Source organism: Flavobacterium frigoris, assembly GCF_900111075.1.
Classification (GTDB): domain Bacteria; phylum Bacteroidota; class Bacteroidia; order Flavobacteriales; family Flavobacteriaceae; genus Flavobacterium; species Flavobacterium frigoris.
Map to the genome: position 1 here is coordinate 40,136 of NZ_FOFZ01000010.1, position 12,419 is coordinate 52,554.

The 12,419-nt window shown below is 34.9% G+C and carries 11 protein-coding genes; 9 read left to right on the top strand and 2 right to left on the bottom strand.

Features of this window, described 5'->3' with window-relative positions:
* Window positions 1-50: 50 nt before the first annotated feature.
* Entirely contained in the window at window positions 51-1,214 is a 1,164-nt protein-coding gene (locus tag BMW63_RS12960; RefSeq protein ID WP_074723904.1) for a glycosyltransferase family 2 protein, read from the bottom strand.
* A 123-nt stretch (window positions 1,215-1,337) separates the two neighbouring features.
* Between BMW63_RS12960 and BMW63_RS12965 the strand changes: the two genes are divergently transcribed.
* From BMW63_RS12965 to BMW63_RS12990, 5 genes are all read left to right on the top strand, one after another.
* Entirely contained in the window at window positions 1,338-2,345 is a 1,008-nt protein-coding gene (locus tag BMW63_RS12965; protein WP_317040282.1) for a T9SS C-terminal target domain-containing protein, read from the top strand.
* 122 nt (window positions 2,346-2,467) lie between these two features.
* A complete protein-coding gene (locus BMW63_RS12970; RefSeq protein WP_074723905.1) occupies window positions 2,468-3,739 on the top strand; it encodes a DUF445 domain-containing protein in 1,272 nt (423 codons plus the stop codon).
* Window positions 3,740-3,968: 229 nt separating this feature from the next.
* The gene (locus tag BMW63_RS12975; protein ID WP_074723906.1) at window positions 3,969-5,831 is read left to right on the top strand and encodes an ABC-F family ATP-binding cassette domain-containing protein; all 1,863 of its coding nucleotides are present in this window, start codon (window positions 3,969-3,971) and stop codon (window positions 5,829-5,831) included.
* A gap of 727 nt (window positions 5,832-6,558) precedes the next feature.
* Entirely contained in the window at window positions 6,559-7,188 is a 630-nt protein-coding gene (locus BMW63_RS12985; RefSeq protein WP_074723908.1) for a carbonic anhydrase, read from the top strand.
* A 516-nt stretch (window positions 7,189-7,704) separates the two neighbouring features.
* Window positions 7,705-8,484: an O-methyltransferase gene (locus BMW63_RS12990; protein WP_074723973.1), complete on the top strand. Its 780-nt coding sequence runs from the start codon at window positions 7,705-7,707 to the stop codon at window positions 8,482-8,484.
* A gap of 59 nt (window positions 8,485-8,543) precedes the next feature.
* Here BMW63_RS12990 and BMW63_RS12995 read toward each other — a convergent pair whose 3' ends face one another.
* Window positions 8,544-9,203, bottom strand: coding sequence for a DUF6565 domain-containing protein (locus tag BMW63_RS12995; protein WP_074723909.1), 660 nt, complete (start codon window positions 9,201-9,203; stop codon window positions 8,544-8,546).
* 425 nt (window positions 9,204-9,628) lie between these two features.
* On the opposite strand from BMW63_RS12995, the gene BMW63_RS13000 reads away from it, so the two are divergent.
* The 4 genes from BMW63_RS13000 (at window position 9,629) to BMW63_RS13015 (ending at window position 12,365) form a co-directional block, all read left to right on the top strand.
* Entirely contained in the window at window positions 9,629-10,315 is a 687-nt protein-coding gene (locus tag BMW63_RS13000; RefSeq protein ID WP_074723910.1) for an ABC transporter ATP-binding protein, read from the top strand.
* Between the two features lie 148 nt (window positions 10,316-10,463).
* Window positions 10,464-11,321 carry an ATP-grasp domain-containing protein gene (locus tag BMW63_RS13005; protein WP_074723911.1) on the top strand — a complete coding sequence of 286 codons (858 nt, stop codon included), beginning with the start codon at window positions 10,464-10,466 and terminating at the stop codon, window positions 11,319-11,321.
* Between the two features lie 55 nt (window positions 11,322-11,376).
* The gene (locus BMW63_RS13010) at window positions 11,377-11,946 is read left to right on the top strand and encodes a cob(I)yrinic acid a,c-diamide adenosyltransferase (protein WP_074723912.1); all 570 of its coding nucleotides are present in this window, start codon (window positions 11,377-11,379) and stop codon (window positions 11,944-11,946) included.
* 197 nt (window positions 11,947-12,143) lie between these two features.
* Complete coding sequence (locus BMW63_RS13015) at window positions 12,144-12,365, top strand: DUF2795 domain-containing protein (RefSeq protein WP_007138072.1); 222 nt, start codon at window positions 12,144-12,146, stop codon at window positions 12,363-12,365.
* Window positions 12,366-12,419 lie beyond the last annotated feature (54 nt).

Here is a 12,419-nt window from a genome sequence, read left to right on the forward strand (position 1 = left end):
TTGCGAAATTACTAAATATTTTAAACATAAATTACATTAAATGTAATTTATCACTCTAATTTTACAATCGCTCCTCTTTCATTAGAATTATCACTACCTATAAGAAAAGCGGTGTTTTTTGGTAATAATTTAAAGGATAACCCCTTGTTTTTTAACGATTCTATAAAATTTATAATCTCCTTAAAAGAAACATAATTATTATCAAATACCATTTCTGTTTTTGTATCCAATGAAATCTTTGACGAAATTACCATTTTTTCTGTTTTCAAATCGTGAAAAAATACTTTTTTTTGAAGTTTTGACACTATTTTTTCAATTAACTCATCACTAGAAGAATATAAGACATAGGACTGTGAGATCTTTTTTTCTTTGGCTTGACCTTGAAACATTTTAATAAAAGAAAAAAACAGAATTCCTGTTTTCATAAAAAACGAAAAAAACCTCGAAACCTCGAAGTGTTTTTTATAGAAAAACTCCATGGCTTCCTGAAACCGCTTCATGTAAACTCCGTCCTTAATAGTGCTTTCGCCCTTAAAATGCATCACTGTTGTTTTGGGATAATAATAGTTCGATTTTCCTTTAAGCAGCATTCTATAGGACAAATCTATGTCGTCTGAATACATGAAACAGTTCTCATCAAACCCCCCTAATTCCAGATATAAATTGTGTTTCATCAGCATAAAAGCGCCAACGAGAATATCTACTTTCGCCGTTTCGTTTTCCGATATATGTTGTGCATAATACTTTCCTAGGACTTTCACTTTTGGAAACGCCTTGTAAAGTCCCATCATTTTAGTAAAAGCGACAAAAGGCGTAGGCACCCCTCTTTTACTTTCAGGCAGAAAATTACCTGCTCCGTCGATTAGTTTTACCCCCACGATCCCTAAGTCTTTTTGCCTTTCGGCGAAAGCCAATACTTTTGTAAAAGTATCCTCGGCAACCACGGTATCGGGGTTCAAGATGCAAATATATTCGCCCTGAGCGGCGGCAACCCCTATATTATTCCCTTTTGGAAAACCGTAATTACCTTTGTTTTCTATGAGTTTTACATTTGGAAAACGCTGCTTCATCATTTCGCAACTATCATCTTGCGAGTTGTTATCGACGACGATTATTTCGCCCTCAATATGCTCTAAAGCACTTTGTACACTTAAAACGCATAATTCTAAGAAATAGCGCACGTTATAGTTGAGGATGATTACTGACAATTGCATGTCTCAAAGATATCTTTTAAGATGTAAAATCACAACGGTAAACTACAATACAGTAGCAATTGTCTAAATAAAACCTAATGATTCAATCTCAATTCTAATTTTAATCCCGCGAATAAATTACTTTTGAAAAACAAAAGACCGCAACAAATCTATTCCAAGTCATTGAAAAAAGCATTTTTATTAGTATTCCTATTTTTGATCAGTCAAATGCATGCCCAAATTTTGGGATGTACTGACCCATTGTCAAAAACCTTCAATCCGTCCGCAACTATAAATGATGGTAGTTGCAGCTATCGTTCAGCAAAAGTAAAACCGAGATATTCTGCGCAATTGCCAGCAGTTCTGCATGAAACATCTGGTTTAACCTTTAGCGATAATCTATTATGGACGACAAACGATGATACGGACACCACGATTTACGGAGTCGATACAAGCGGAGTGATTAAAAAGAAAATAGGACTGCAAAAAGTAGCTACCAAAGACTGGGAGGAGATTGTGCAAGACAGCAGCTATTTCTATGTTGGTGATTTTGGAAACAATGTCTCCGGAAACAGAAAAGACCTTCATATTTTAAGAATTGAAAAAAAATCTATTGAAGGGAATATTCAGAAAATTGATACCATCTCATTCTCGTATTCTAATCAAACTAACTCTACAAAACTAAAATCTAATACGACTAATTTTGATTGTGAAGCCTTTGTTGTCATCGATGACAGCATCTACTTATTTACAAAACAATGGAAGCAAAAAAGAACGACTGTATATGTCATCCCAAAAATTCCCGGCAATTATACGGCACGATTGAAAGACACTTTTAATGTAAAAGGCTTGATTACGTCGGCTACAATTCTACCCGATAAAAAATTACTTGTCTTAAGTGGCTACAGTAAATCGCTATCTCCGTTTGTCTATCTTTTCTATGATTACGACCATTCAGCATTCTTTTCGGGTAACAAACGAAAAATAAAAATAGCGCTTCCTTTTCATCAAATTGAAGGGATTATTACCCAAAATGGCCTTCAGTATTATCTAACCAACGAAAATTTTACAAGAAAACCATTTATAGCTGTACCGCAACAATTACATCAGTTGGATCTAAGTCCCTTTTTGTCGCAGTATCTTCAAAAATAATTCCAGTACAACTATTATTTTTATGTTTCTCTTTTATAAAAAAAACGGTTTTCTGAAAAATATTCCACAATAATTACTTACATTTCTACTAGTTACGAAGTCCTTTTAAACTAATAATATTCATGAAAAACAACCTCGGATCGATCTCTTTATTTGTTGCCTTCGGAGGCCTAGTACTTTTTGAATCACTACTGCGTTTGGACATTCTAAACCATCAAGGATGGAAAATTGTCACAGCAGGTTTTGAGGCGGCAACCATCGGTGGATTTGCTGACTGGTTTGCAGTTAGTGCTTTGTTTCATGAAATTCCAATTCCCTTTGTACGTAAGCACACAAACATTATCGCCAAAAACCGAGAAAAACTGACAGAAGGAATCGTCGATTTAGTGACTAATAAATGGCTTTCGCCTGACGTTATTGCTGAGAAACTAAATGAAGTGGACTTGGCTAAAACCATTTTGAATTTCATCCAACAACCCAAAAATCAACAGAATGCAATTCATTTGATTCAAAATATAGTTTTAAAATTAGCCAACGAATTAGACAATCCAAAATTTGCATATGCTTTGCAAAAAATATTACGAGAGCAGATTCTCAGTATAGATTTGGCTTCCCCGCTGGGAACTTGGATAGAAAAATCCATCAAAAACGGAGACCATCACCAAATATGGGAACTGATTATCGAGGAGAGCGCTTCCGCTCTTACTAATCCCGAGACAAAAAACTTGCTTCTTTCTAAGCTTAAAGATGCAGCCGATGAATACTCGGATAAAGGTTTTCTCAAAAAAACAGCCTTGTTTTTAGCCGAAAAAAGCGGAGGAATAGATTTAGACCTTATTGCAGATGAACTTCTGACTAAAGCAAAAGAACTCATATCTGAAGCCAAAACAGATGTTAATCACCCCATTCGTGCCAAATTTGACAACTGGATTCTTGAATTTGCTAAAGAACTAACTTCGGGCGATGAAAAGTCTATCAAGCTAATCCAGAACCTAAAAGAACGTGTTATGCAGCATGTGGAAGAAGAAAAAGTGATTCATACTCTTTTAAGTCGTTCCAAACAAACTCTTGCAGCGCAGCTTGAAAATAATGAAACTCCATTGATGCAATTCTTAATTTCGAATCTAAATCGCATGTTAGCTGATTTACAGCAGGATTTAGACGCCCAACAAAAAATAAACATTTGGATTCGTGAAACCATTTCTGAAATGTTGGTGAAATTCCATAGTGAAATCGGCAATATGGTTCGCTCTAGCATGATGAAACTCAACAATAAAGAATTGGTCGAACAAATCGAAGATAAAGTTGGCAATGATTTGCAATATATTCGCTTGAATGGCGCTGTTGTGGGTGGTTTAGTTGGTATTATACTTGCTTTATTGAAATTGCTTTAAGTTAAAGGATAGAATGTCACACAACCGTCAGGATTTCCTGTGAAGATTCATTTAACCAACTTAAATTGGCTGAATTAGAGAAAGTTCTTCTTTCCAAATAATTTTAACCTAAAAATAATAAACTACCTTTGCACGGTGGTTTTTTTTTGGCGTCTTATAATTAGTAATTTAAGTAGCCTTTACACAGCAAAAAAAGCCCTAATCATAACAAATACATCTAGTTACACGCATGAATTACTTATCAGTTGAAAATATCTCGAAATCCTACGGAGAGAGAACGCTTTTTGAAAACATCTCTTTTGGGATTAGCAAAGACCAGAAAATTGCCTTTATAGCCAAAAACGGTTCGGGAAAAACTACTATAATGAGTATCATTAATGGTTTGGACGAATCAGATACTGGACAGGTGGTTTTGAGAAAAGGAATCAAAATGGCTTTCTTGTCTCAAAACAATAATCTACAGGACGAACTGACCATTGAGGAAAGTATTTTTGCCTCGGATAATGAAACTTTGAAAGTAATTGAAGCCTACGAAAAAGCATTAGAAAACCCAGAAGACGAAGAAGCGTACCAAAAAGCTTTTGACGGAATGGATCAACACAATGCATGGGATTTTGAAACCCAATACAAGCAAATTTTGTTCAAACTGAAGTTGGAAGACTTCAAACTGAAAGTAAAAAACCTTTCGGGTGGACAGCAAAAACGTTTGTCTCTGGCTATCATTTTGATCAACCGTCCAGACTTACTGATTCTGGATGAACCTACGAATCACTTGGATTTAGAGATGATCGAATGGCTTGAAGCTTATTTTGCCAAAGAAAACATTACCTTGTTTATGGTGACGCACGACCGTTTCTTCTTAGAGCGTGTTTGTAACGAAATCATCGAACTGGACAATGGAAAATTATATTCCTACAAAGGAAACTACTCTTACTACTTAGAGAAAAAAGAAGAACGCATTGCTTCTGAAAATTCAAGTGTGGACAAGGCTCAAAACCTTTTCGTTAAAGAATTAGAATGGATGCGACGTCAGCCGAAAGCGAGAACGACTAAATCGAAATCGCGTCAGGATGATTTCTACGACATTAAAGAAAAAGCACAAAGTCGCCGTAAGGAAAACAAGGTAGAACTTGAAATCAATATGGAACGTATGGGAAGCAAGATTATTGAGCTTCACAAAATCTCCAAGAAATTCAAGGATCATGTGATCATGGATAATTTCAGTTACGACTTCCAACCAGGAGAGCGTATTGGAATCATTGGAAAAAACGGAACTGGAAAATCAACTTTTTTAAATTTATTAACTGGATCACTTCCGCTTGATGCTGGAAAAGTAGTGATTGGTGAAACAATAAAAGTGGGTTATTATACTCAAAGCGGAATCAACCCGAAACCGGGACAACGTGTAATTGATGTCATTAAAGAATACGGAGAATTTATTCCGTTGATGAAGGGAAGAATTATTTCGGCCTCGCAATTGCTAGAGCGTTTTCTTTTTGATGCCAAAAAACAATATGACTTTGTAGACCGATTGAGCGGGGGAGAATTAAAACGTTTGTATTTATGTACTGTTTTGATTCAGAATCCTAACTTCTTGATTCTGGATGAACCAACAAACGATTTGGATATTGTAACCTTAAATGTATTAGAAAGTTTTCTTTTGGATTATCCAGGATGTTTACTAGTGGTTTCTCACGATAGATATTTCATGGACAAAATTGTAGATCACTTATTCATCTTTAGAGGCGATGGTGTGGTCGAAGATTTCCCTGGGAACTATTCTGATTTCAGAGCCTACGAAGACAGTACAGATGTGGCTCAAAAAGAGGAAAACAAGGCAGAGAAGAAAGACTGGAAGCAAAACAACCCAACAGGGAATTTGACTTTTAACGAGCAAAAAGAATATCAAAAAATAGAAAAAGAAATCAAGGATTTAGAAGTTCAAAAAATTGCAATCGAGCAATTATTCACGGACGGAAAAGTACCCGATAACGACATATCAAAAAAAGCAAAAGAACTCGAAAACATCAATAATAAAATTGAAGATAGAGAAGAACGCTGGTTTGAGCTGAGCGCAAAGATCGAGGGATAAAATCCCCCTAGCCCCCGAAGGGGGAATAAAAAGACATACTTTATAAAATTAAACCCTCAACATTTTTAGCAAGATTGCTTGAAAGTGTTGGGGGTTGTTGTTATTAGGTAATTTTCTTATTAATAAAATTTTTTGTACGACAAATCAACTATATTTACTTTCGTTTTGTGCAAAAGTAATTTAGATCGAAAATAGAAATAACTACATTTCGTTTCCATAAAGTTGAGAAACAAATAACAACCAAAAACAACAATAACACAAGCTTGTTCGAGTATCTATAATCTTTAGTCCAAAATGAAATACAAAACTATTTACACTTAAAACCCCATGAAACAAACCCTCAAATTGAATACAAACTGGGAAAAATTTATAGTGGGAACACTGTATATTATGTTTACAATGACTTTAGTTTTTACACTAATATCGCTATATGTTCCCCTAAAAGGACTATTCCTTGGGAAAAATTTTACGCTAATCGAATTTCTTTCCTACATAGAATTAAGGAAGTATATACCAGTGATTATTACCGTATCTATTGCGATAAATGCTAAAGAATTTAGAAAAAAAAAACAATTATTTCTCCTGACCACAAGGATTAAAAACAAAAATATTCGCAATCTATACCCATAAAATTATTCAAGGAAAACTAAAAAAGCAAAGAACCCATTAAAAGAACATTTTAAAATTCGAGTATTCATCTGTATATTTGAACTATAAATACAATCTCATGGATATCAAGCAAATTTTCGAAAATAACCAAAATTGGATTGCAAAACAACTTGAAACCGATGCTACTTATTTTGACAAATTAGCCAAAGGACAATCACCAGAATTTCTATACATAGGTTGTTCAGACAGCCGTGTTTCTGCCGAAGAGCTAATGGGTCTGCAACCCGGTACTGTTTTTGTCCATCGCAATATTGCTAATATGGTACCAAATACCGACCTCAATTCCATGTCGGTAATTAATTATGCAGTGACAAATCTAAAAGTAAATCACATTGTGGTTTGTGGTCATTATGGGTGTGGCGGTGTACTGGCAGCCATGCAACAAGTAGATTTAGGAATATTGAATCCTTGGTTAAGAAATATTCGTGATGTGTACCGGATTCATGTAAAAGAACTAGACGCCATAACTGATGAAGAAAAAAAATACAAAAGACTGATCGAATTAAATGTTCAGGAGCAATGCATCAATGTCATCAAGACAGCAGAGGTTCAAAAAGCAAACAGCGAACGAAATTTAAAAGTCTACGGTTGGATTTTTGACATTCACACTGGAAAATTAATTGATTTGAACATTGACTTTGATGAAATATTAAAAGACATTACAAAGATTTATAAAATAACAGACTAGTCAAACCCAAGCACATCAATCACAAACGCCATTACGGAATTACAACTAATGTCTGTAAAATGAAACAAAAGGCCGCAACAGAAACTATTTGAGTTGTTATTGAAAAAGAAGAAATATTACCTTGCTTACGAACTACTTTGGAAAAAGCAATTTTAGAGACAAAATTAATTAACACTAAAAAAAAATGAAGAATAATCATTACCTTTTTAATTCATCATTCAAATCATTATCAAGAACGCCTAATAAGATAATGCGAGGATTTATACTGATGGCCCTTATTGTTTTTTGTATATTTCAATTAGGAAAAGATTGTGCAAATTATGACAAACGACATTCAGGATATGTAAATAAAACCCGATAACCTAGATTTAAACTCTCCCGAAAGGGATATGATTAATCAATAAAAACCGTAAAAGAGTCTATTTCTGTTGCGGTTTGTAATTTATAAAATTCCACAATTATAAAATGCCTTTGTATCTTCGCGTTTCCTTTGTGAAAATCCGTGTAATAACCGCTATGCTATTCCAAATCAAATCTTACCTAAAATTCCTTTGGCATTCTAAGAATGAGCATGCCGTACACTCCCCTTTTGTATTCAGTTTGATTACCAAATGTTTTTACGACCGCAAGCCAAAACTGGAATACCAAGTTTTAAAAGACTATCGAAAGGCACTTTTAGAAAATAAAAATACAATTGAAGTCACTGATTTTGGGGCGGGTTCGAAGGTCTTCAAATCCAACAAAAGAGAAATATCAAGGATTGCGAAAACCGCCGGAATCACACAGAAACGAGGGGAATTATTGTTTAGAATCACAAGCTATTTTCAGCCTGATGCAATTTTAGAAATTGGTACATCATTAGGATTGGCAACTGTTGCCTTATCCGTTGGAAACCCAAAAGCACAAATAACGACACTTGAAGGTTGCCCAGAAACATCAAAAATTGCCCAAGAGCAATTAGAGAAATTTGGCTTAACCAATGTAGAATTTGTAGTGAGTGAATTTAGTAACTATTTAGAAAAAGTGAATACTTCAATGGAGCCCTTTTCCTTAATCTACTTCGACGGCAACCATCAAAAGAAAGCTACGCTAGAGTACTTTGATCTATTATTGCCCACAATAACTAATGATACGCTGTGGATTTTTGACGATATCCATTGGTCTGCAGAAATGGAAGACGCTTGGGAAACGATAAAAAAACATCCAAAAGTTACGGTAACTATTGACACCTTTCAGTGGGGATTCGTTTTCTTTAGACACGAACAGCCAAAAGAACATTTTATCATCCGAGTTTAATCCACAAAAAAAAGACAGCCATCACTGACTGTCTTTTTCTAACATGAATTAGTAAAACCTTATTCTTTAGCTTCTTTCATTTCCTCTGTTTTTGCTCCCATTCTGTTCAATGTGTACATTGGCGCAAATTTCAATTTTAATGATGCGATTTTTCTATTATCCTCTGATGTAAGCCCCTCTTTTTCAACAGTATTTTTTCTGTTGTCTAATGCTTCATACATCAATTTAATTTCATCCCAGTCTTCACGAGAATATTTATCTTTGTTATCTTCAACAGTATGAACAAACTGTTGGTATACGCCATGAATATTGGCTGCATTTACCCAGTCAAAATTCATATCATCACCAATTTTTCCTTCACCAAACAATGAATTTCTCATTTGTTGTTTAGAACTTGGCATTGAAGCTTCCATATCTGCTTTCATTCTAGCCTGCAATGCAGCATATTTTGCTTTACTAGCTTCTATTTTTGCTTTAGCTTCTTCATTTTCTTTTAAATCTACAAGTGCTGTTTCAGCTTGACTACTTCTTACTTCATAGGTAGCCTCAATTGAAGACCAGTTTGCTTTAGCATCCACTGCTGCTACATTTTCTAATGAGTCAACATAAACAACATAAGATTCAACTGTTTTATTTGCTTCCTCTGTCTTTTCGTCTTTACAAGATGTAAATCCTAAGGCTATAACCGCCATTCCTAATACTAAATTTGTGCTTTTCATAATGTTTGATTTTATTTTTATTAAATATTATAAAGCGAATGTACAGCGGATTGTATTGCATTCAATATAAACATGTTAATTATATAAACAATTCCCAAAATTGTGAAATAAATTAAAATTAACACCCTATTAAGAGCTGCAAAACAGTATCAAATTTACCCGTTTTAAAAATATTTCGCTATAAAACGACTGCTATTGTCAATAATAATCAGCCTAGTGCGCCATTAAAGTATAACGTCTCTTTACAGTGTGCTTAACAATGATATTAATTCATTATATGTACAAAACGAGCCTTCAAAAAATATAAAAAAGGCTATCCTATATTTTTTTGTAACAAAAATGTATTTTAAGCAACTTACCTATAATTCAAAAGTGTTTTGTACTTTTAAAATTCAAAAAACATAATTCACCAATTGCAAATAACAATGTCAAATCCATTAATAAAAATAACCAATATCAAAAGAGATTTTGTCCTTGGTAACGAGATTATTTATGTACTGAAAGGTATTGATTTAGAAATTAATAAAGGAGAATATGTCGCATTGATGGGACCTTCTGGTTCCGGAAAGTCTACCTTGATGAATCTTTTAGGTTGTTTAGACACGCCTACATCTGGAACATATATTCTAAATGGCCAAGATGTAAGCAAGCAAAAAGATGATGAATTAGCCGAAATCAGAAATAAAGAGATTGGTTTTGTTTTTCAGACGTTTAATCTGCTACCCCGCACCACAGCACTGGCCAATGTAGCTTTGCCAATGATCTATGCAGGATATTCTAAATCAGAACGAACCGCTCGCGCTTCCGAAGTATTAGAACAAGTCAACCTTGGTGACCGAATGGATCACCAGCCCAATCAATTATCGGGTGGACAACGCCAGCGTGTGGCCATTGCCAGAGCTTTAGTCAACAAGCCTTCTATCATTCTCGCAGATGAACCTACAGGAAACTTAGACAGTAAAACCTCTGAAGAGATTATGAAGCTTTTTAATGACATTCATGAGCAGGGCAATACCGTTATTTTAGTAACTCACGAAGAGGAAGTTGCCGCTTACGCACATAGAATAATTCGTTTACGCGACGGTATGGTGGAAAGCGATATCACAAAATAGTTTTTTTTTCAGGAGCTTTTTCCGGCTATTCATTACAATCTTTTTTATCCTGAACTGCATTCAGAATAAAAAAGGATTTTCACTTCTATCCGGGCTAGGGGAATCGTTTCCAAAATAGCATCCAACTAACCCATTACACTATTCGAAAATGAAAATTGCCTTACTAACCTGCGGAAAACTGCCTGAATTAACGCCACAAGACCAACTTTTAATTCCTGAACTGGCCAAACATAACATTACTGCAACTGCCGTAATTTGGGATGATGCAAGTATAAATTGGAGTGATTATAACTATTTAGTTTTTAGAAATACTTGGGATTATTTCGAAAAAGAAACCGAATTCAACCTTTGGCTTGATCAAATAGAACAATTAGGAATTAAAACACTCAATCCCATTGCAATCATAAAACAGAATAAACACAAGTTTTATTTACGTGAAATGGAACAGCAGGGAATCAAAATACTCCCTACCGTATTTATAGATAAAACCAATAACCTGAATCTAAAAGAACTAATACCCTTCCATTGGAAAAAAGCGGTTATAAAACCCGCTTTTTCTGCCGGATCTTATCTTACTGAAGTCTTTGAAACAGCCGAAGCTGACAAAATAAATACCCAATATAAAACCATAGCGTCTCAAAAAGAATTGTTATTACAGCAGTTTATGCCAGAAATTCAAACGGTAGGCGAAACTTCCATCATATTCTTTAATAAAAAATTCTCCCACGCAGTCAATAAAAAACCTGTCCCAGGTGATTTTAGGATTCAAGTACAGTTTGGCGGGATATACAGAGTAACGCATCCCGATGCAGAGCGTATAGCCAAAGCGCAAAAAATTGTCGATACCTATGCAGGAAAGTTATTGTACGCCAGAGTGGACGGAATTGTAATTGACAATGAGTTGCATCTCATGGAAGTAGAATGCATCGAACCAGATCTATATTTTAACCTAAGTGAAGGTTCCTTAGAACGATTTGTTAACGCGATAGTGGAATTAATAAAGTAAATTTGGTGTTCCTTGGAAAAACAAGCAAATCCACGAATAAACAAATAAACAGCATATGAAAGTATATACTAAAACCGGCGATACAGGAACAACGTCACTTTTTGGAGGGACACGCGTTCCTAAAGACCATATTAGGATTGAAAGTTATGGAACTGTAGACGAATTAAACTCCTATATAGGACTGGTTCGTGACCAGGATATGAACTCGCATTACAAAGACACCTTGGCAGAAATCCAAGATCGCTTATTCACTATTGGAGCGATACTGGCAACACCTCAAGAAAAAGAGGTGAAGAAAAACGGAGAACTTCGTTTAAAAAAATTGGGAATTGTAGAGAGTGATATTGAGTTGTTAGAAAATGAAATTGACAGTATGGAAAGCGAACTGCCTGAAATGACTCATTTTGTCTTACCCGGCGGACACACTACTGTGTCATATTGTCATATTGCACGATGCGTCTGCCGCCGTGCAGAGCGCCTTGCCGTTCATTTAAGCCATAATGAGCCAGTAGCTGAAATTGCAATTAAATACCTGAACCGCCTTTCTGACTATCTTTTTGTATTGGCACGAAAGTTGTCTCATGACTTGAACGCTAAGGAAGTTAAATGGATTCCAAGGAAATAGTAATCAGTTAAAAAGTATTCAGAACGCAGTTAAAAAAATCTGAGAATACGAGACGTTTACAGCATAAGCTGAACACTAAAAACTGACTACTGAACACTAAAACAAAAACGTTCTTAACTTTTTTTAAAAATAAATAGATTTTTACTTGTCTTTTTCGGTAAAATTTTTATTTTTGCACAAAACTAAACCGACAAAAAATGTATTGGACATTAGAACTAGCATCTTATTTAAGTGATGCACCGTGGCCCGCTAACAAAGACGAACTTATTGACTACGCGATACGTGCAGGAGCTCCGTTAGAAGTAGTAGAAAATCTACAGTCTATTGAAGACGAAGGAGAGATATATGAGTCGATGGAAGAAATTTGGCCGGATTACCCCACTGACGAAGACTATCTTTGGAATGAGGATGAATATTAAATACATAATCAAAGAAAAAGTCTCAAAAGAGGCTTTTTTTTTGGTTAAATTTAC

Excerpts from the sequence above, each read along its gene's own strand:
- BMW63_RS12960 (WP_074723904.1), bottom strand. The coding sequence starts at position 1,214 with ATGCAATTGTCAGTAATCATCCTCAACTATAACGTGCGCTATTTCTTA.
- BMW63_RS12970 (WP_074723905.1), top strand. The coding sequence starts at position 2,468 with ATGAAAAACAACCTCGGATCGATCTCTTTATTTGTTGCCTTCGGAGGC.
- BMW63_RS12975 (WP_074723906.1), top strand. The coding sequence starts at position 3,969 with ATGAATTACTTATCAGTTGAAAATATCTCGAAATCCTACGGAGAGAGA.
- BMW63_RS12985 (WP_074723908.1), top strand. The coding sequence starts at position 6,559 with ATGGATATCAAGCAAATTTTCGAAAATAACCAAAATTGGATTGCAAAA.
- BMW63_RS12990 (WP_074723973.1), top strand. The coding sequence starts at position 7,705 with ATGCTATTCCAAATCAAATCTTACCTAAAATTCCTTTGGCATTCTAAG.
- BMW63_RS12995 (WP_074723909.1), bottom strand. The coding sequence starts at position 9,203 with ATGAAAAGCACAAATTTAGTATTAGGAATGGCGGTTATAGCCTTAGGA.
- BMW63_RS13000 (WP_074723910.1), top strand. The coding sequence starts at position 9,629 with ATGTCAAATCCATTAATAAAAATAACCAATATCAAAAGAGATTTTGTC.
- BMW63_RS13005 (WP_074723911.1), top strand. The coding sequence starts at position 10,464 with ATGAAAATTGCCTTACTAACCTGCGGAAAACTGCCTGAATTAACGCCA.
- BMW63_RS13010 (WP_074723912.1), top strand. The coding sequence starts at position 11,377 with ATGAAAGTATATACTAAAACCGGCGATACAGGAACAACGTCACTTTTT.
- BMW63_RS13015 (WP_007138072.1), top strand. The coding sequence starts at position 12,144 with ATGTATTGGACATTAGAACTAGCATCTTATTTAAGTGATGCACCGTGG.